The 19,348-nt window shown below is 60.0% G+C and carries 14 protein-coding genes and 1 tRNA gene; 11 read left to right on the forward strand and 4 right to left on the reverse strand.

Translation table 11 applies throughout. The features are described from left to right. Positions 1 to 89 precede the first annotated feature (89 nt). Positions 90 to 335 (reverse strand): DUF982 domain-containing protein, encoded by a 246-nt coding sequence (locus AGR1_RS05155; protein WP_003523370.1) that lies wholly within the window; start codon positions 333 to 335, stop codon positions 90 to 92. A gap of 94 nt (positions 336 to 429) precedes the next feature. Beyond that, positions 430 to 735, reverse strand: coding sequence for a hypothetical protein (locus tag AGR1_RS05160; RefSeq protein WP_077982113.1), 306 nt, complete (start codon positions 733 to 735; stop codon positions 430 to 432). A gap of 709 nt (positions 736 to 1,444) precedes the next feature. Here AGR1_RS05160 and AGR1_RS05170 point away from each other — a divergent pair. The 7 genes from AGR1_RS05170 to exoR all read left to right on the forward strand — a co-directional run bounded on the left by AGR1_RS05170 (position 1,445) and on the right by exoR (position 10,374). Further along, on the forward strand, positions 1,445 to 1,597 hold the full coding sequence (locus tag AGR1_RS05170) for a DUF3309 family protein (RefSeq protein WP_003495626.1): 153 nt from the start codon (positions 1,445 to 1,447) through the stop codon (positions 1,595 to 1,597). Between the two features lie 239 nt (positions 1,598 to 1,836). Then, positions 1,837 to 1,910: transfer RNA gene (locus AGR1_RS05175), tRNA-Cys, on the forward strand. A 232-nt stretch (positions 1,911 to 2,142) separates the two neighbouring features. Then, complete coding sequence (locus tag AGR1_RS05180; RefSeq protein ID WP_077982143.1) at positions 2,143 to 2,814, forward strand: protein-L-isoaspartate O-methyltransferase; 672 nt, start codon at positions 2,143 to 2,145, stop codon at positions 2,812 to 2,814. A gap of 391 nt (positions 2,815 to 3,205) precedes the next feature. After that, positions 3,206 to 4,210 (forward strand): cell division protein PopZ, encoded by a 1,005-nt coding sequence (gene popZ, locus AGR1_RS05185; protein ID WP_149146356.1) that lies wholly within the window; start codon positions 3,206 to 3,208, stop codon positions 4,208 to 4,210. A 218-nt stretch (positions 4,211 to 4,428) separates the two neighbouring features. Beyond that, a complete protein-coding gene (locus AGR1_RS05190; protein ID WP_149146357.1) occupies positions 4,429 to 7,272 on the forward strand; it encodes a valine--tRNA ligase in 2,844 nt (947 codons plus the stop codon). Positions 7,273 to 7,732: 460 nt separating this feature from the next. Next, positions 7,733 to 9,016 (forward strand): OmpP1/FadL family transporter, encoded by a 1,284-nt coding sequence (locus tag AGR1_RS05195; RefSeq protein ID WP_137003634.1) that lies wholly within the window; start codon positions 7,733 to 7,735, stop codon positions 9,014 to 9,016. A gap of 563 nt (positions 9,017 to 9,579) precedes the next feature. After that, positions 9,580 to 10,374 (forward strand): exopolysaccharide production regulator ExoR, encoded by a 795-nt coding sequence (exoR, locus tag AGR1_RS05205; RefSeq protein WP_149146358.1) that lies wholly within the window; start codon positions 9,580 to 9,582, stop codon positions 10,372 to 10,374. A 41-nt stretch (positions 10,375 to 10,415) separates the two neighbouring features. On the opposite strand, the gene xth is transcribed toward exoR, so the two are convergent. Beyond that, positions 10,416 to 11,213, reverse strand: coding sequence for an exodeoxyribonuclease III (gene xth, locus AGR1_RS05210; protein WP_080790584.1), 798 nt, complete (start codon positions 11,211 to 11,213; stop codon positions 10,416 to 10,418). Positions 11,214 to 11,309: 96 nt separating this feature from the next. Further along, complete coding sequence (gene erpA / locus AGR1_RS05215; protein WP_077982150.1) at positions 11,310 to 11,642, reverse strand: iron-sulfur cluster insertion protein ErpA; 333 nt, start codon at positions 11,640 to 11,642, stop codon at positions 11,310 to 11,312. A gap of 226 nt (positions 11,643 to 11,868) precedes the next feature. Between erpA and AGR1_RS05220 the strand changes: the two genes are divergently transcribed. The 4 genes from AGR1_RS05220 to nagZ all read left to right on the forward strand — a co-directional run bounded on the left by AGR1_RS05220 (position 11,869) and on the right by nagZ (position 19,296). After that, on the forward strand, positions 11,869 to 13,086 hold the full coding sequence (locus AGR1_RS05220; RefSeq protein WP_149146359.1) for a deoxyguanosinetriphosphate triphosphohydrolase: 1,218 nt from the start codon (positions 11,869 to 11,871) through the stop codon (positions 13,084 to 13,086). 76 nt (positions 13,087 to 13,162) lie between these two features. Beyond that, a complete protein-coding gene (argS, locus tag AGR1_RS05225; RefSeq protein ID WP_080792900.1) occupies positions 13,163 to 14,920 on the forward strand; it encodes an arginine--tRNA ligase in 1,758 nt (585 codons plus the stop codon). A gap of 66 nt (positions 14,921 to 14,986) precedes the next feature. Then, positions 14,987 to 18,007 (forward strand): SPOR domain-containing protein, encoded by a 3,021-nt coding sequence (locus AGR1_RS05230; RefSeq protein WP_149146360.1) that lies wholly within the window; start codon positions 14,987 to 14,989, stop codon positions 18,005 to 18,007. Positions 18,008 to 18,279: 272 nt separating this feature from the next. Further along, complete coding sequence (gene nagZ / locus AGR1_RS05235) at positions 18,280 to 19,296, forward strand: beta-N-acetylhexosaminidase (protein ID WP_149146361.1); 1,017 nt, start codon at positions 18,280 to 18,282, stop codon at positions 19,294 to 19,296. Positions 19,297 to 19,348 lie beyond the last annotated feature (52 nt).

Genomic DNA, 19,348 nt, shown 5'->3' on the forward strand with positions numbered 1-19,348 from the left:
TCCATCTGTTGCGATCCATCGAACCTGTCTTTTTGAAAACGCAGCGCTGCTGGCGGCACTTATAGTCTGCGGCCCCAGTTATTTCGCCGTCAGGCCTTGATATCGAGGCCCGCTTCGATTGCGGCTGCGATGAAGGCCTTGCGCGCATCCTCGGGCTTTTTCCGGCCTGCATCGACGGCGGCGCAGATCAGCAGCGCCTTGTCCAGCGCATCGCCGTCTTCTATCGGCCAGTCCTCGATCAGCGCCCAGGAGGCGGCCTGCGTGGTGTCGATGCTCGTGTAATCGCCCGGCGTTTCGAACGCGATCAGGACGGGTTTTTGCCAGCGCGTATTCATCGCCTATCCATCGTGGTTGTTGCGCCCGGCTCTAAACCAAGCGGTCAGGATGCGCAATCCCGTTCGCGGCCCGTTTATTCTGGTCGCGGTGCGGTCAGTCGTCGCGCCCGAACAACCATTCGCGGATGATGCGGCGGTCGATGAGTTCCAGCGAGCGGTCCGGCGCGATGCGGTAAGTTTCCACCGCTCTTGTGCTGCCGTCGATGCGGAACTCATGGGTGAAGGTGCTGCCGATCGGCGATTTCGTCAGTTTGGTTCGCGGCTGGCCCCTGTAGATAATGCTGCCGGGGATGGGTTCGACATAGGGCGCGGGGCCGAGATAGGCGGCCGGCCCGGCCGTGGTGCATCCGGCAAGCGCCAGTGCAAGCGCGATAGCGGCCGACGATACGAGCGTTTTCATCCTGTCCTCCCAAGTGCGTCTGTGAAAACGATGTCGAGGCGCGACGGTTCCCGGCGGGCAGAGGGGCGGAGACGATTTTCCCGACTATTTGCTCTTCGGATTCTGAATGTCGCGCGCGACCCAGCGAAAGAAAAAATAGACGAGGAGGCCGAAGATGAAAAGCGGGATGAGGTTCGCAAAACCGGACATATGATGCTCGTTTCTTCCTCCCGGTCCGGGTCTAGCCGGAGTGAAGCCGGCAACGCAAGGGAAGGGCAGGACGCAGCCGGTAAAATATCCGTGTGCCTGCGAAGGGGAAGGGGATATGAGGGGCTGTTGGGAGGGGCGGGAGAGATCCGGCGCACTGCCAGTGATGCCGGATCTCTCCGTCTCCCGCCAGTTTCAGGGGACGGGTGACTGGCATTAATATGACGGACAACCGCCAATAGACATAGGCCGAGAAATTACCTCGGATAAATCGCTGCTTTGGTCAATCCCGGTGGAGGCCGGCCCGCCACAGCTCCTCGGAGCTTTTGTGGCGAAATTTGGCGGAGAATTATTTCCCGAGACGGAGCGGGCGCGGCCGCATTCCCGAATTTCCGGTGTAACCCGTTGAAAAGGAAGAGGATGCCTTTCCACCCTTATGCTGCCGGCTATAGAGACAAGGGAACTTTTTGCGCGTTTCATCATTCAAACACGCAGGACATATGCCAATAGTGGAGGGTTACACATGCTCGGCACCATCCTCGTCATCCTGCTCATTCTTTTTCTCATCGGCGCACTGCCAAGCTGGGGTTACCATAATTATGGTTACGGCCCGTCAGGCGGTCTCGGACTGGTTCTGGTCATCGTCCTGATCTTGGTTCTGCTTGGGCGAATCTGATCTTTCGGCACAAAAAATGCAGCATCGCCCGCAACGGCGCAAACGCGCCGGGTGCGGGCGTTGTTTTTTCTGAAATATGCGGCGGATACAAAAAGCTTCGGCATCTTAAGCGCTTAGGAGTTCGGCTGCTGTGGTGTGCCGGCCCGGCCCGAAAAAACACCACATTCGGAACGAACCCTCTTGCGCCCATAATGGATTCGTTCTAAATGCCCGCCATCGCTTGATTGACGAGCGTGTGAGGCCTCGTGGCGGAGTGGTGACGCAGAGGACTGCAAATCCTTGTACCCCGGTTCAATTCCGGGCGAGGCCTCCAAAAAAACTCCACGAACACCATGGTTTCGGTATTTGTCCCCCGCTTCGCGGTGATTTGCTGTTCTGAAAATCTCCACTGTTTCGCTTTTTCCCGCACATCCTGCTCAGCGCGCTTGAAAGCGTGCGCTTGGGCAATTATGAGATTATCCAAAGGCGAGGGTGAGCCCCTGCCGTTTTGAGCTTTTGGAGCCGAGGCTTCCCGACCGGCATCCGTGAAATTGAGGCGAGACGATATGATGGATTTCGAAACCGCACGCGCCAATATGGTCGACAGCCAGTTGCGCACGACCGACGTGACGTCGCATTCCGTGCTGAAGGCGTTTTTGAGTGTGCCGCGCGAGGCATTCGTGCCGGCGGGCGTGCGGCAGATTGCCTATGTGGACGAGGATCTGCAGATCTGTCCCGCCCGCGATGGCCGTCCGGCCCGTTATGTCATGAAGACATCGCCGCTTGCGAAGCTGCTGCAGCTTTCAGCCGTATCGAAGGAAGACGTCGTCCTGGAAGTCGGCGGCGGTGCAGGTTATGCGGCCGCCATCCTTTCGCAGCTTGCCGGTTCGGTGGTTTCGCTTGAAAGCGATGAGGCGCTGGCCGCGCAGGCGACCGAGACGCTCGCCTCGCTCGGATATGACAATGTCGCCGTCGTGACCGGCGATCTCGAAAAGGGCTATGCGGGCGAAGCGCCCTATGACCTCATTTTCATCAATGGCTCGGTGGAAGAAGTGCCTGCGGCACTGATCGACCAGCTGCGTGACGGCGGACGTCTGGTCGTGGTCGTCGGATATGGTGGCGCCGCGAAAGCTACCGTCTATCGCCGCGATGGCAACAGCACATCGGCAGCCGCTTTCTTCAATGCTTCGATCAAGCCGCTGCCGGGTTTTGCCAAGGCGGCCGAATTCGTTTTCTGATCGGCAAAGGATCATCTTCTCTTTTTTGACGCCGGGGTGACGTTTCCGCCCCGGCGTTTTTATGTTCGGTTTGCCGGCGAAGCGCTTCCTTTCGGGCCGCTCTCACAAAGCTGTGCATCATCACGAAACTTGTCGAATCAGTGATTTAGTTCCTCGCTATGCTGACCTAAACTAAGGGTGATTCGGGGTGTGCGTATTTCTGCCCCGCATGATCCTGCGACAGGGACGGCGAATGCTCAAGCGCTTGGCCGGCCATGTTTCAGAGCATCGGTGTGACGATCGATTTCGGTTGTCGAAAACGCGATGTGAAAATTGAACAGGTCAAGGAGCGCTCATCCGGTGTCCGAGGGATGCGGCAAGGGCGCTCGAAAAGTGGAAACCGGGGATTGATATGGCTCAGCCAAGCGTAGCGCGTGAACCGTCCATGGAAGAGATTCTGGCGTCTATCCGCCGGATCATCGAAAGCAACGAGACCGGACCTGCCGGTGCGTTTTCCGGGCAGTTGCCGCCGGTCTATGACGATGAAGACGAGGCTGCGAGCGAAGCGGCCTTCGTGGCCGAACCCATCAGCCCGCCGGCGCGCGTTCCCCCCGCTGCAAACCAGGCTTTCGGCGCACGGCCTGCGCAGGAATTTTCGCCGGTTTCTGAAAGGGCGATGGCTGAAAGGCAGGAAAGCGCCGCCGAAAAGACCATGTCCCTTGCCGATGTTGCCGCCCGTGTGCGTGCCGCCGCAGATCGTAACGCGGCCATGGGGCCGCAGGCTTTCGCCGCGCAGGCGCAGCGCGGCGCGTCCGATACCGCGCCGCCGGCTGCTGCGCCGGCTCTATCGCAGCCTTCGTCCGCGCCGTCTTCCGAACGCGCCGCACCACAGCGCCCGACGGATGTTCGGCCGCTGATGGCTGCGGTCGCCGCGAGTGTCGGCGAGCAGCCGGCATCCAGCGTGAGCGAGCAGCCGGCATTTTTTGCCGCCGAGGATCGCGCCGCCGCTGCCGCCATCGAAAGCGCGCCTTCGGCCGAAAACCGCTTCGATCAGCTATCGCTGCGCGGCGCCATCGAAACGCCGCTGACAGCGGAGCGTTTCGATATGGCGGTGCTGGAACCTGCTGTTGAGAAACATGCAGTCGATGTGGCCGAGCCACAGGCAGAAGACGTGGCGGATGGTGAGGGCGGCCTGTCGCTCAATCTCCTTTCCGCCGCTGCCGGCGCGCAGATCGCCCGTTCCTTCAGCGAGCTTGCGCAGGTTTTCGACGGCGTCGAGCGTCGCTCGATCGAGGATATGGCCGCTGAAATGTTGCGCCCGATGCTGCAGGACTGGCTGGAAGACAATCTTCCGACGCTCGTGGAGCGTCTGGTGCGTGAGGAAATCGAGCGCGTGGCGCGCGGTTCGCGCCGCTAAGTTCCGCTTCGGCCGCACGAGCGATTGCGGCGGATGCGACGAAACAGGGGCCGCTCCGGCATAGGGGCGGCTTTTTTGTTGAAGATGAAGGTGTTATGGGGGCATAGTCACCCGTGGGTCCGCTCAATGGTTGGCTCGCGGGCGGGTTTCTGTTGACTCTCTCCCGTCCATCCTTATTTAAAAAATCCACACAAGAACTCTAAAATTCAGGTCAGGAAATGCTCGAAAAGACCTACGATTCCGCTTCCGTCGAACCGAAAATCGCCAAAGCCTGGGACGAGGCTAACGCTTTTCGTGCCGGCGCCAACGCCAAACCGGGTGCGGAAACCTTCACCATCGTCATCCCGCCGCCGAATGTGACCGGCTCCCTGCATATGGGCCACGCGCTCAACAACACGCTGCAGGATATTCTGGTCCGCTTCGAGCGCATGCGCGGCAAGGACGTGCTGTGGCAACCGGGCATGGACCATGCCGGCATCGCCACGCAGATGGTCGTCGAGCGCAAGCTGATGGAAAACCAGCTTCCCGGCCGCCGCGATATGGGTCGCGAGGCTTTCGTGGAGAAGGTGTGGGAATGGAAGGCCGAGTCCGGTGGCCTCATCTTCAACCAGCTGAAACGTCTCGGCGCGTCCTGTGACTGGTCGCGGGAACGCTTCACCATGGATGAAGGCCTCTCCGAAGCCGTTCTCGAAGTTTTCGTCACACTCTACAAGCAGGGCCTGATCTACAAGGACAAGCGCCTCGTCAACTGGGACCCGAAGCTGCAGACTGCGATTTCCGACATGGAAGTCGAGCAGATCGAGGTGAAGGGTAACCTTTGGCACTTCCGTTATCCGCTGGAAAAGGGCGTCACCTATGAGTATCCGGTCGCTTTCGACGAGGAGGGCAAGCCCACCGAATTCGAAACGCGCGATTACATCGTTGTCGCCACGACGCGTCCCGAGACCATGCTGGGTGATACCGGCGTTGCGGTAAACCCGAAGGATGAACGTTACACGGGCATCATCGGCAAGCATGTCGTCCTGCCGATCGTTGGCCGGAAAATCCCGATCGTTGCCGATGACTACGCCGATCCGACGGCCGGTACAGGCGCGGTCAAGATCACGCCGGCGCATGACTTCAACGATTTCGAAGTCGGCAGACGCTGCGGCCTGCGCGCCATCAACGTCATGAATATCGACGGCACCATCTCCATCAAGGAGAACGAGGATTTCCTCGAAGGCCTCAGTCATCCCGCGGCGCTGCATGGCGCATGGGATCGTCTGGAAGGGCAGGATCGCTTTACTGCGCGCAAGATCATCGTCGAAATCTTCGAGGAAGCCGGTCTGCTCGACAAGATCGAGCCGCACAAGCATGTCGTGCCGCATGGCGACCGTGGCGGCGTGCCGATCGAGCCGCGGCTGACCGACCAATGGTGGGTGGATAACAAGACGCTGGCCCAGCCGGCGATTGCGTCGGTTCGTGAAGGCCGCACCAATTTCGTGCCGAAGAACTGGGAAAACACCTACTTCCAGTGGATGGAAAACATCCAGCCCTGGTGTATCTCGCGGCAATTGTGGTGGGGCCACCAGATTCCGGCATGGTACGGGCCGGACGGGCAGGTCTTCGTTGAGAAAACCGAGGAAGAGGCGCTTCAGGCGGCTATTCAGCACTACATCGCCCATGAAGGCCCGTGGAAGGCCTGGGTCGAGGAGAAGCTCGAGAACTTCGCACCGGGCGAAATCCTAACGCGCGACGAAGACGTGCTCGACACCTGGTTCTCGTCGGCGCTCTGGCCGTTCTCGACCCTTGGCTGGCCCGAGCAGACGCCGGAACTGGCGCGTTATTATCCGACCAATGTGCTGGTCACCGGTTTTGACATCATCCCCTTCTGGGTTGTCCGCATGATGCAGATGGGTCTCCATTTCATGAAGGACGATGCCGGCAATCCGGTCGAACCCTTCAGCACGGTCTATATCCACGCGCTGGTTCGTGACAAGAACGGTCAGAAGATGTCGAAGTCCAAGGGCAACGTCATCGATCCGCTGGAACTGATCGACGAATATGGTGCGGATGCGCTGCGTTTCACGCTCGCCATCATGGCGGCGCAGGGGCGCGACGTGAAGCTCGACCCGGCGCGTATCGCCGGTTATCGCAATTTCGGCACTAAACTCTGGAATGCGACCCGTTTTGCCGAGATGAACGGCGTGAAGCGCGATCCGCATTTCCTGTCCGAGACCGCATCGCTGACCATCAACCGCTGGATCCTGACCGAGCTTGCCAATACGGCGCGCGACGTGACGGCGGCGCTTGAGAACTTCCGTTTCAACGACGCCTCCGGAATTCTCTACCGTTTCGTCTGGAACCAGTTCTGCGACTGGTATCTGGAATTGCTGAAGCCCGTCTTCGGCGGCGAGGACGAAAAGGCGAAGAGGGAATCGCAGGCCTGTGCGGCCTATGTTCTGGAGGAGATTTACAAGCTCCTGCATCCCTTCATGCCCTTCATGACGGAAGAGCTTTGGGCACATACGGCTGGCGAGGGCGAGGAGCGCGACGATCTGCTCTGCCTCACCGACTGGCCGGAGCCGGAATTCCGCGATGATGCGGCAGCCGCCGAAATCAACTGGCTGATCGATCTCGTCTCCGGCATTCGCTCCGCGCGCGCGGAGATGAACGTGCCGCCGGGCGCTACCGCCTCGCTGGTGGTCGTCGGTGCCAATACCTCCACGGAAGCGCGGCTCGACCGCCATGCCGCTGCCATCCGGCGCCTGGCGCGGGCGGATGAAATCCGCGCTGCCGATGTCGCACCGAAGGGTTCGGCCCAGATCATCGTCGGTGAGGCCACGGTCTGCCTGCCGCTCGGCAACCTCGTCGATCTCGCGGCTGAACAGGCCCGGCTCGAAAAGGTGATCGGCAAGGTGGATGCGGAAATGGAACGTATCGACAAGAAGCTGTCGAACGAGAAGTTCGTGGCCAATGCCGATCCGGAAGTCGTGGCCGCCGAGCGTGAGCGCAAGGCGGAGCTGGAAGTGCAGCTTGCAAGCTTGAGAACGGCGCTTACACGGGTCAGCGAAGCCGGATAATAGCTGCCTCCGTCATTTACGAATACAAAACGCCTCCTAGAAACGGGGGCGTTTTTTTGTTTTGGCGGAACAATTCGCCCCGGTTGATTGCTGCGCCGCAACGACGAATCACGCGGGTTCGAAAGAGCGATTATTTCAGGCCATGCCCGCCCCAAAACCTTTGAAACAGCCAGAAAATCCAACGAAAACGGCCTGATAAGCGCATTTCTTCGGGAAACGCGCGAGTGTGGTTATTTGGCGACAATTCCTGTCTCAAGTGGGAATTTGTTTCATTTTATGTCTGATTGCTTCAATTGAATTAGAAAAATAACCTAAAATGATTATGCAAGGGGATCGACATGAAATTCTTACGTAAAAAATGGAGAAGTGTCGCAGAACTGTGCCAGAGTGCGGCAGATTGTCATTTGCCGCGAAGCGCTTCACTCTTTTGATGATCACATTGCCTTGATTGGGGAGAGAGATGGCAAAAACTGCAATTTTTCGCGGCGCGGTATGTTTCGCAGTCAGCATCGCGGCGGTAACGCCTTCACTGGCGAGTGGCCTTGAGCGCGGCGGCTATAATATCGATCTGCTGTTCGATCCGTCCGATTATGTTCTCGACAGTTCCGCAACCTTCGTCGCGCCACAGCGCAAGGTGGAGAATGCGCGCGACAATCCGCTGAAAAGCGGCGGTCCGCTGCCCGGTTCCTGGTCGACCACCGCCGACGATTCTGAAAACTATTGGTCGACGCGCGTTGGCGCCAAGGCTGCCATCGGCGATTTCGGCGACTGCATGTTCGACTATTCGCAGCCCTGGGGCGCGGATTTGAATCCCGGCATCTGGCAGGGGTCGAGCTACAATATCGAAACCAAGGTCAAGTCGCATAACTACGCCACCACATGCCGCGTGAAGTTCGATCTCGGCAAGGGCGATTTCTCGATCATCGGCGGCGGCTTCTATCAGGAAGTCAGCGGTTATAAATACCGTCAGGTGGTTTCCCCGACGGCGCTTGGTCCGGCTTATCCTTCCCTTTATTCCGGTGTCGGCAAGCTCGATATGGAAGGCGACGGTTGGGGATGGCGCGCAGGTATCGCCTATGAGATACCGGAAATCGCTTTCCGCACGAGCCTCGTTTATAACAGCGCGGTCGATCACGATCTGAACGGTACGGTCGACCTCAGAAGCCTTCCGGCAGCCGGCAGCCCGGCTCTCATCGCTTACGGCGGCAAGGTTACCCCGGTTTACGGCTCGGTTTCCATGCCTGACAGCCTGGAACTCAAGGTGCAGTCCGGTATTGCGCCGAACTGGCTCGCTTTCGGTTCGGTCAAGTGGACGGACTGGAGCCAGATTCAGGTCGTGCCTTTCTGTCAGGTCGGTGTCCCGTCCTGTATTGCGGGCGTCACCTCGCTCACCACGCTCGATCTCTATTATCGTGACGGCTGGACGGTTACCGGCGGTATCGGCCACAAGTTCAACGATCAGTGGAGCGGCGCCGTCAGCCTGACCTGGGATCGCGGCACATCGACGGTTATTGGCACGCAGACTGATACCTGGATGGTCGGCACCCAGCTCGTTTATTCGCCCACGCCGAACGTCGAGTTCAAGATCGCCGGCGCTGTCGGCCTGCTGACCTCGGGTGAATCCTCGATCAGCGGCGGCCGCTGCAGCAACGTCGGCACCGCAACCTGCGGCGACGAGGCGGGCTATAGCTTCGGCAGCGATGTCGTGGCGGCGATCTCGACCGGCGTGAAGGTCAAGTTCTGATCCCATATTTTTGCAGATGCTAAAATAAAGGTCCGGTTTACCAACCGGGCCTTTTTTCATTCGCGACTATGATTCCTGCTCGATAAAATTTTCTAGGCCGAAAGTTTTGTGACGATTTGGCAACACTTTTCTGCAAGCGTGTGGTTGCGTTGGAATGTGAGCATATTTGTCCATTTCCCGCCACAAACAGGGTGCTTGGCTTATGTTTAGGGACGCGGGAATGGAAGAACATGCAGGCGTTTGATGTGGTGATGCGCAAGGCCGGAAAGTGAAAACGGGTTTGGATTCAGGGTTTAAGCAAGTAATACGGGAATTACATCCGGCATTCTTGTTCAGGTCTGACCGGTGGACGGCGAAATGCCGTTATATTGCCGGAAATTATGCCTATATCTGTCTCACTGGAAAATTAGGGCAGTTGCTGCAAATGACCACCGGTGGTGCGCTGTAAAGTGCTGCCGGAAAGACGCAGTGTGTTCGAAAAATCGCGACCCGGTGGAGTTCGGCTTTGCAGTATTCCGCAAGTATTGGCTATATGCCGGGAAGAGTGAGAGAAGTTCGCTGAAATGCTGAAATGTGAAGCCAACGTTTTAAAGCCGCTCCTCATGGGCATGTTGCTTGCGTCGCTCGCAATGCCTGCTGCGGCTTTTGACATCAATGCGGGCGTGACCAAGGAATCCGGCCCCTTCGACCTGTTCAAGTTCGGCTTCAAGGCCTACAAGAACGGCAACAAGGGCGAAGCCGTCGAGGCCTATCGCTATGCGGCTGAAAAAGGCCATACCGGCTCTCGCTGGGCGCTTGCCAATATGTATGCCTATGGCGACGGCGTTGCCAAGAACGACTTCGAAGCTTTCAAGATCTACAGCGAAATCGCCAGCCAGGGCGTTGAGCCTGGTTCGGAAGATACCGGCTTTTTTGTCAATGCGCTGCTTTCCCTTGCCGATTATTACCGTCACGGCATTCCCGGCAGCCCGGTGAAGATGGACCTGTCGCAGGCCCGCCAGCTTTATTTCCAGGTTGCCTCCACCTTTGGCGTCGCGGAGGCGCAGTTCCGTCTGGCGGAGATGATTCTAGCCGGTGAGGGCGGTCGCGCCGACGTGCAGCAGGCCAAGAAGTGGCTCAATCAGGCCCGCAAGCATGGCCATGCGGGCGCCATGTCGATCTTCGGCAACCTGATCTTCCAGGAAGGCCAGACGACGCGGGGGCTGGCCTTCATGACGGCTGCGCTCGACAAATGCGCGGCGGCGGACTGTATCTGGATACAGAACCTGCAGGAGCAGGCTTTTTCGCTCGCCGGTGAGAAGGATCGCCGCGCGGCAATCGCACTCGCACAGAACATGCAGTTTAGCGATCCGGATTGAGAATGGCGATCAGGGCGGTTTTTTGCGCCTGAAGGGGCCGGTCAGCCGACCGGATTGAAAGCGAAATAACCGCAGACCGGCACATGGTCGGACGGTTTTTCCCAGGCCCGCACATGTTTTTCGATGCTGACGGACTCCAGCCTGTCTGCGGCTTCGGCTGACAGCATCAGATGATCGATGCGGATGCCGTTGTTTTTTGGCCATGCGCCAGCCTGATAATCCCAGAAGGAATAAAGTCCTGCTTCATCCGTCGTCGCCCGCGCGGCGTCGGTGAAACCCAGATTCTCCAGCTTGCGGAAGGCTGCGCGTGTTTTCGGCAGGAACAGGGCGTCGCCCTCCCAGACACGGGGGTCGTGGCAATCGAAGGGTTCGGGAATGACATTATAGTCGCCCGCCAGGATCAGCGGCTCCTCGAGCGCGAGGCGATCTTCGGCAAAGCGCTGCAGCCGTTCCATCCAGGCAAGCTTGTAGGGATATTTCACCGGATCGTCCGGCGGATTGCCGTTCGGCAGGTAAAGCGAGCAAACGCGGATCGCGCCACCCTCGACGGAAAACACGCCTTCGATGAAACGCGCCTGTTCATCGGCATCGTCACCCGGCAGGCCGCGATTGACCTCGTCGGGCTTGACCTTCGAGAGCAGGGCGACACCGTTAAAACCCTTCTGGCCGTGGGTTTCGATGTGATAACCGAGCGCCTCGATCTCAAGGCGGGGAAAACCCTCGTCTACCGACTTGATTTCCTGAAGGCAGACGATGTCGGGCGAGGAGTCCTTCAGCCACTGGCAGAGGTTTTCGATACGCGCCTTGACGCCATTGATGTTCCAGGTGGCAATCTTCATCGGAGTTTCCCTTTTGTGGAGGTACTTTTACCCGATGGAAAAGCGAATGCCACCGTTTTTGAAAAACGGTGGCGAGGATGTGGTGGATAGATATCGTCAGATCGAGAAGCTGGTGCCGCAGCCGCAGCTTGCCACGGCATTGGGGTTCTTGATCTGGAAGGACTGGCCGAGCAGATTGTCGACGAAGTCGATTTCGGAGCCGGCCATATAGATGACCGACATGCTGTCGATCAGCACTTTGGCGTCGCCGCGGGCGATCACGATGTCGTCATCGGTTTTGTCTTCGGCCAGATCGAACTTGTAGGAGAAGCCCGAGCAGCCGCCGCCTTCCACCGAGACGCGCAGCGCCTGTTTGCCCGCATCCGCTGCGACGATCTGGGCGATTCGCTTCGCTGCGGCTTCCGAAAGGGTAATGTCGCTGTTTTCCATGTCGTTCCTCCTGCCGGGGTCAAGAACCGGAGAGCAATAATCTCGTTGTCACCATTATAAACCGGTCAAATTAACGGTCTATAGCCTGTGTGAAGGCGGTCAACGCGGCGATGATGCTTTGCGCCGACCTCTGCGATAGGTATGAAGGGTAAATGAAAAGGTCAATGGCCGAGGTGAAAAGGAAGTCACAGTCTAGGTCATGGCGGCGAAGACAACAGGTGGATGCATGATCATAGACCAGCGCGCATTGGGTTTCGGAAGCGGTGAGAGGGCGGTTTTCGCCTCGGATCCATGGACCACGCGCGGGCGTCTTTTTCCCGAAGAGGGAAGCCTGACGCGTTCCGAATTCCAGCGCGACCGCGACCGCATTGTCCACACGACAGCCTTCCGTCGCCTGAAGCACAAGACCCAGGTCTTCATCAGCCCTGACGGCGACCACTATCGCACGCGGCTTACCCACACCATCGAGGTGGCGCAGATCGCCCGTGCGCTCGCCCGTGCGCTGAAGCTGGATGAGGATCTGGCTGAGGGCGTGGCGCTGGTGCATGATTTCGGCCACACGCCCTTCGGCCATACCGGCGAAGACGCGCTGGATGCGGTGCTGCTGCCCTATGGCGGCTTCGATCATAACGCCCAGTCGCTGCGCATCGTCACCAAGCTGGAGCGCCGTTATGCCGAATATGACGGTATCAACCTCACCTGGGAGACGCTGGAAGGTCTCGTCAAACACAACGGTCCGCTGGTGAATGCGAAGGGCGAGGGGATCAAGGGGCCGGTTCCGCTGCCCATCCTCGAATATTGCGAGCAGCAGGATCTGGAAATCGGCAGCTATGCCAGTCTCGAGGCGCAGGTAGCGGCGATTGCCGATGACATCGCTTACAACACCCATGATATCGACGACGGATTGCGCGCCGGTTATCTCACCTTCGAGATGCTGGAGGAGGTGCCATTCCTCAGCGGACTGATGGCGCAGGTGCGGACGAAATATCCCGTGCTCGACAAGGAGCGTTTTGCCAATGAGATCATGCGCCGCCAGATCACCCATATGGTCGAGGACGTGATCGGCGTTGCGCAGCAGAATCTTGCCCGCCTGAAACCACGAAGCGCGGCCGATATCCGCGCCGCCGATTTCACCGTCGCGAGCTTCTCGCCGGAGATGGCCGAGACCGACCGGCAGATCAAGAAACTGCTGTTCGGCCATATCTACCGGCACCCGGAAATCATGCGCATCCGCGCCGGCGCGACACAGATTGTCACCGATCTTTTCCACCGTTATATGGAAACGCCGGCGGAAATGCAGAGCCACTACTGGGTGGACAGCATTTCCGGCATGAGCGTGGCCGCAAAAGCCAGGCATGTGGGCGACTATCTGGCCGGCATGACCGACAGTTATGCACTGCGCGCCCACCAGCGGCTGTTTGACCACACCCCCGATTTGCGATAGGGCAGCGGGCAATCGCGGAGCCGACCCGGTTATGATGGCCGGACATAAACAGAAGCCCTTCGCGCAGGTTGGAACGATGAACATTTTTGCTGATTTCGATACCAGGATCAAAAACGCGCTCGAGACCCTCGATCTCGTGAAAGAGAACCGCGAAAAGGTCGATTTCAGTCGAATTACCGTCGAATCCCCGCGCGATCTCAGCCACGGCGATGTTGCAACCAATGCCGCCATGGTGCTGGCGAAGCCGCTCGGCACCAATCCGCGCGCGCTTGCTGAACTCATCGTGCCCGCGCTTCAGGCGGATAGCGATGTCGACAGCGTCAATGTCGCGGGTCCGGGCTTCATCAATCTCAAGGTCTCGGTCGGTTACTGGCAGCGTCTGCTGGCAGACATGATCGACCAGGGCATCGATTTTGGCCGCTCCACCATCGGCGCCGGCCAGAAGATCAATGTCGAATATGTTTCCGCCAATCCGACAGGCCCGATGCATGTCGGCCATTGCCGTGGCGCCGTTGTGGGCGACACGCTGGCGAACTTGCTGGCATTCGCAGGCTACGGTGTTACCAAGGAATATTACATCAACGATGCCGGCTCGCAGATTGATGTGCTGGCCCGTTCGGTGTTCCTGCGTTACCGCGAGGCGCTCGGTGAAGATATCGGCACCATTCCGTCCGGCCTTTATCCCGGCGACTATCTCGTTCCGGTGGGCCAGGCACTGGCGGATGAATATGGCATCAAGCTGCGCGCCATGCCCGAAGAAAAGTGGATGCCTATCGTCAAGGACAAGGCGATCGACGCGATGATGGCGATGATCCGCGAGGATCTGGCGCTGCTCAACGTCCGGCACGACGTGTTCTTCTCGGAGCGCACGCTGCATGAGGGCAATGGCGGTCCGATCCTTTCGGCCATCAACGACCTCACCTTCAAGGGCCATGTCTACAAGGGCACTCTGCCGCCACCGAAGGGCGAATTGCCGGAGGACTGGGAAGACCGCGAACAGACGCTGTTCCGCTCCACCGAGGTGGGTGACGACATGGACCGCGCGTTGATGAAATCGGACGGTTCCTACACCTATTTCGCCGCTGACGTCGCCTATTTCAAGAACAAGTTCGACCGTGGTTTCTCCGAGATGATCTATGTGCTCGGCGCCGACCACGGCGGCTACGTGAAGCGGCTGGAAGCGGTCGCGCGCGCCGTCTCCGAAGGCAAGTCGAAACTGACGGTGCTTCTGTGCCAGCTCGTCAAGCTGTTCCGCGATGGTGAGCCGGTGAAAATGTCGAAGCGCTCCGGCGACTTCGTCACGCTGCGCGATGTTGTCGACGAAGTGGGTCGCGATCCGGTGCGATTCATGATGCTTTATCGGAAGAATTCCGAGCCGCTTGACTTCGATTTCGCGAAAGTGACCGAACAATCGAAGGATAATCCGGTCTTTTACGTGCAATATGCGCACGCCCGCTCACAGTCGATCTTCCGGCAGGCGCAGGAAGCGTTTCCGGGGCTTTCTCCTTCGGCTGAGGAGATGGCGGCCTCTGTCGCTTTGATTAGCGATATCAACGAGTTGCAGCTGGTTGCAAAGCTCGCTGAATATCCGCGCCTGATCGAATCGGCGGCTCTTTCGCACGAGCCGCACCGGCTTGCTTTTTATCTCTATGACCTCGCCAGTTCCTTCCATGGACACTGGAACAAGGGCAAAGACCAGCCGGAATTACGTTTTATTAACGATAAAAACCGAGAATTGAGCATTGCCAGACTTGGGCTGGTGAATGCTGTCGCAAATGTTTTGAGGTCCGGCCTCACGCTTTTAGGAGCGGACGCACCTGCCGAAATGCGATAACATATCACCATTATTTGCTCACAATACGCTGGCAAGAGCTGCAATGCGTAGATGGTGGAACACGTAATGGTCGAAAAAAAAGTCGCGTATAACCGGGACGCCCGGTCCGAAGGGTTCGCTGACAACGATCCTCTGGCAGAACTGGCGCGTATCGTCGGCTTCGAAGATCGTCCTTCGCATGCGGGTTCCGAGGCTGCGCCGCGCGCTGCTTCGCCGGCGACCCGCCGCGAACCGGAATTCAACCTCGAGGACGAGCTTCTGCGGGAGTTCGAAGTCTACGATGCGCCACATGCCGATCCGGTCGTTCTTGATCCGGCAAACGATGTTCGCACAGGCATCCATCCCAACGATTTCATGCAGCGTGTCGAGCAGGTTTTCGCCCGCCGCGAGCCCGAGCTTGCGCCGGCGGATGAACCCGCGCCTGTTGCCGCATCCGCACCGGAGGTGATGGAAGAGCCGCTTCCGGAAGTCGATCAGGCCTATATTCACAACTACGTCGAAACGACCGAGCAGGATATTCGTGCGGATTTCCGCGACGACGCCTCCGCGGTCGCGGAAGTTTTCGATGTGCATTCGCGCCAGTCGCGTCCCGCCGAGTCGATGGTTTACCAGCCCGTCGCCGAGCAGGCTGCGTGGGAAGAGCCACAGGCAGCAGAACCCACCGCGACCGAATGGCATGCGATGCCGGAGCTTCCCGCCGATGTTTCGAGCAACATTCACGCCGATGGTCATTCTTATGCGCCGGAGCCGCAGGCTTTCGATCTCGCCGACGAGGTGGAAATAGCTGTCGCCGAGGAGCCGCCCGCACCGGTTTCCGTGCGTCCGCCGTCGCATGGCGGCCGGTCCTCGCTGGAATTTTCCAGCCTGCGGCTGCCGCTCGCCAATTTCGGCGCGCGCCGGGATGTTTCGGCTGTCGATCCGAGGCGGGTTGAGCCACGCTCCGAGCAGCAGCCTGCCGCAGCCCGCATCGAGCCGCAGGTCGAAGTCGCTCCCGCGCCTGCCGTCGTTCAGGCGGTGGAGGCCGCTCCGTCCTTTGCGCCTTCGGTCGCCGAGACCTTCACGCCTGCCGCAGAGCGTATGGCGTTTGAGGTTGCCGAGAAGCCGGCAGCGAAACATCTGTCGCCGATGGACGAGCTGATTTACGACGTCGCGAAATATTCCATTCCCGGTCGTGGCGAAACACCGCTGGTGCAGGACGTTCCCGCTGCGCAGGCTGCGAAGGTGGAGCCGCCCGTGGTTGCCGCCGCGCCGGTGAAGGCCGCGCCGATTGCCGCTGCTGCGCCTGCGGCACCCGCTGAAGAGCTGGATTTCACGGATTTCGCCGGCTTCAACGATGATGATTTCGAGCTTGCGCTCGACGATCTCGATCTGGATCTGGATTTGTCTGAAATCGCCGAGGCGGAAGTTGCACCTGCCCCCGCGCCGCAGCCCGTTCGCCAGCCGCCAGCCGCTCCGGTTGCCGTTGCTGCCGTCGCGCCGCAGCCGGTGAGGGAGCAGCCCGCGCCGCAGCCGCGCCCGGCTTCGGTGGCCGCACCGGTGGCCGCCGTTCCGGTGCAGCCGCGCCCCGCTGTTGCAGCAGCACCGCAGCCAGTCGCACCGCAGACGCTGGAAAGCCTGCCTTTCGATCCTTCGCAGATCGGCGAGACGGAAGAACATCCGGAAACCATCGTCGAAATGGATGTGCCGGAACTGCCGGTCGGGGTTTTCGAACCCAAGCCGGCCGCGCGCCGTCACGAGGAAGATCTCGATATCGATACCGAGCTTGCAACCCTGTTTGCGCCTGCTGTCGCCGGTGGTCTCGACCGTCATAAACATGGCGAAAATCGCGGCACCGCCCAGGCGCGTCCTGTTCAGGTTCCGGAAGAGGCCGATGAATTCGAACGGGCGCTGGAAGAGGATTTCCGTCGTTCCATGCAGGAAGCTGCGGCTTCCCGTGGCAACGCATCCCGCGACGCCGAGAATACCTATGTGGAGCATCCGGCGGCTTATCGTGATGAGGATGAACGCGGCGGTCGCCGCTGGATCATGCCGGTTGCCGCGGCAATCGGTCTGGTGCTGATTGGCGGCGGCGTTTACGCGCTTGTTTCCGGCGGTTCGTCCAGCACGGGTTCGAATGGCGCGCCGGTCATCATCTCCGCCGATAGCGATCCGATGAAGGTCGTTCCGGAAAATCCGGGCGGTCGCGTGGTGCCGAACCAGGACAAGGCGGTTTATGACCGCGTGGCCGGCGGCGGCGCTGCCGATCCGAAACAGCCGTCGTTGATTTCCAGCAACGAGCAGCCGGTGGATGTGGTGCAGCGTACGCTGATCCCCGAACAATTGCCGCTGGAAGGCGAAAACGACGCGGATATGGAAGCCGTCGGCACGCCGGTTGGCGAGACGGAAGATCCGCGCCTGCTTTCGCCGGAAGAAAAGGCTGCGCAGAATGAAGGTTCGGCTGCAACCGGCGTTTCGCCGCGTAAGGTCCGTACCATGATCGTCAAGCCTGACGGCACGCTGGTTGCCCAGGAAGTCGAATCGCCGGCCGCCCAGCCGCCGAAGGCCGACAAGGTTGAGGAGCTTGCGGCACCGCAGACCGCAAAGCCGGGTGAGGGCGCGCCGGCCGTCATCGCCGCATCGCGGGTCCCGGTTACACCGGAGCAGGCTCAGCCGCAGGCGAACACGCCTGCCGCCACGACACCGGCAGCACAGTCGGCGGCGCCCGTTCCCGCGGCGCGTCCGTCCTCGCAGCCAGCCAATGTGGTGGCGACTGTGACCAACCAGGGCAATGTCCGCCCCACGAACGCTCCGGTACAGCAGCAGACGGCAGCCGCGACGCCGGCGGCGACCAGCACGCCTTCCGCCGGTGGCTACTATATCCAGATCGCCTCGTTGCCGAGCCAGGCGGAAGCCCAGAAATCCTACCAGAACATGTCGGCCAAGTTCGGCTCGGTCATCGGTGGGCGCGGCGTCGACATCAAGGCCGCCGAAATCGCCGGCAAGGGCACGTTCTACCGCGTCCGTATCCCGGCGGGTGATAAGAGCGAAGCCGTGGCGCTTTGCGAAAGGTTCCGCTCGGCCGGCGGTAGCTGCCTCGTGGCACGGTGATAGAGGCCGGATTGGCTTAGACAGCTCGGGGCTGCCGCGTGAGGCAGCCCTTTTGGATGGCACTCGGCCTTTCCTCACGCTCCGCCGTCATCCTCGGGCTTGACCCGAGGATCCATCGCTCCGGGTTGTGGATCCTCGGGTCAAGCCCGAGGATGACGGCGAAGAGGTTATGCGAGGATGGCGGCCGCAGGTCCACCTGACTGTTTTCGCACTCCGAGAGCACATCCCCTTTTACCCACCCTCCATCTCTTTTCCCTGCGAGCGTGACACCCATGACCGATTGCAAAGCTATGATCCTCGGATGCAGCGGGCTTTCGCTGACGGCCGACGAGATTGCCCTTTACCGCGATGAACAGCCCTGGGGCTTCATCCTGTTCGGGCGCAATATCGGCGAGCCGCAGCAGATCACCGATCTCGTCGCCGCCATGCGCGACGCCGTCGGGAGGCCAGATGCGCCGGTTCTGATCGATCAGGAGGGCGGGCGCGTGCAGCGTATCAAGCCGCCGATCCTGCAGGCCTATCCCAACGCCCGCATTCTCGGTGAAATCTATGAGCGCGACCGGGGCGCGGGCCTGCGCGCCGCCTGGCTGATGTCGCGCCTGCATGCCTTCGACCTCATGAAATTCGGCATCAATGTCGATTGCCTGCCGGTGCTCGACGTGCCGGTGGAAGGCGCCAGCAATGTCATCGGTAACCGCGCCTATGGCTACACGCCGACCATGGTAGCCGAGATGGGGCAGGCGGCGGCCGACGGGCTGAAGGCGGGCGGCATGCTGCCCGTCATGAAACATATGCCGGGCCATGGCCGAGGCATGGTGGATTCGCATCATGAACTGCCGGTCATCGATGTGCCGCTCGATGAGCTGGACGCCCATGATTTCGTGCCGTTCCGGGCGCTGAACCGCGAATTGATGGCGATGAGCGCGCATCTGGTGTTCAACGCCGTCGACCGTGAACGCCCGGCGACGACCTCGCCGAAGGTGATCGAGGAGATCATTCGCGGGCGGATCGGCTTCGACGGTCTGCTGATGTCCGACGACAGCTCCATGAATGCGCTGAAGGGCACGCTCGGTGAAAGAGCTGCGAATATTGTTGCGGGCGGCTGCGATATAGTCTTGCATTGCAACGGTGTGATGGGTGAAATGCTTCAGGTCGTGAAGGAGGTTCCCGTTCTTTCCGGCCGTTCGCTGGAGCGGGTGCGGGCCGTGGAAGCGGGTTTCCCCGTTGCGGACCCTTCCGACGAAGCGGAGCTGAGAGCCGAATTCAACGCCATGTGGGCCGTTTCCTGACAGTCGGGCGGCGGCCCGGTACTCGGGACGACAGGCCGGACGCCCGGCGGAT

Origin of the sequence: Agrobacterium sp. B1(2019) (genome assembly GCF_008274755.1) — a bacterium.
Classification (GTDB): Bacteria; Pseudomonadota; Alphaproteobacteria; order Rhizobiales; family Rhizobiaceae; genus Agrobacterium; species Agrobacterium salinitolerans.

What these genes read in the sequence shown, in the direction of transcription:
- AGR1_RS05155 (WP_003523370.1), bottom strand. Translation starts at nt 335, where the DNA reads ATGAATACGCGCTGGCAAAAACCCGTCCTGATCGCGTTCGAAACGCCG.
- AGR1_RS05160 (WP_077982113.1), bottom strand. Translation starts at nt 735, where the DNA reads ATGAAAACGCTCGTATCGTCGGCCGCTATCGCGCTTGCACTGGCGCTT.
- AGR1_RS05170 (WP_003495626.1), top strand. Translation starts at nt 1,445, where the DNA reads ATGCTCGGCACCATCCTCGTCATCCTGCTCATTCTTTTTCTCATCGGC.
- AGR1_RS05180 (WP_077982143.1), top strand. Translation starts at nt 2,143, where the DNA reads ATGATGGATTTCGAAACCGCACGCGCCAATATGGTCGACAGCCAGTTG.
- popZ (WP_149146356.1), top strand. Translation starts at nt 3,206, where the DNA reads ATGGCTCAGCCAAGCGTAGCGCGTGAACCGTCCATGGAAGAGATTCTG.
- AGR1_RS05190 (WP_149146357.1), top strand. Translation starts at nt 4,429, where the DNA reads ATGCTCGAAAAGACCTACGATTCCGCTTCCGTCGAACCGAAAATCGCC.
- AGR1_RS05195 (WP_137003634.1), top strand. Translation starts at nt 7,733, where the DNA reads ATGGCAAAAACTGCAATTTTTCGCGGCGCGGTATGTTTCGCAGTCAGC.
- exoR (WP_149146358.1), top strand. Translation starts at nt 9,580, where the DNA reads ATGCTGAAATGTGAAGCCAACGTTTTAAAGCCGCTCCTCATGGGCATG.
- xth (WP_080790584.1), bottom strand. Translation starts at nt 11,213, where the DNA reads ATGAAGATTGCCACCTGGAACATCAATGGCGTCAAGGCGCGTATCGAA.
- erpA (WP_077982150.1), bottom strand. Translation starts at nt 11,642, where the DNA reads ATGGAAAACAGCGACATTACCCTTTCGGAAGCCGCAGCGAAGCGAATC.
- AGR1_RS05220 (WP_149146359.1), top strand. Translation starts at nt 11,869, where the DNA reads ATGATCATAGACCAGCGCGCATTGGGTTTCGGAAGCGGTGAGAGGGCG.
- argS (WP_080792900.1), top strand. Translation starts at nt 13,163, where the DNA reads ATGAACATTTTTGCTGATTTCGATACCAGGATCAAAAACGCGCTCGAG.
- AGR1_RS05230 (WP_149146360.1), top strand. Translation starts at nt 14,987, where the DNA reads ATGGTCGAAAAAAAAGTCGCGTATAACCGGGACGCCCGGTCCGAAGGG.
- nagZ (WP_149146361.1), top strand. Translation starts at nt 18,280, where the DNA reads ATGACCGATTGCAAAGCTATGATCCTCGGATGCAGCGGGCTTTCGCTG.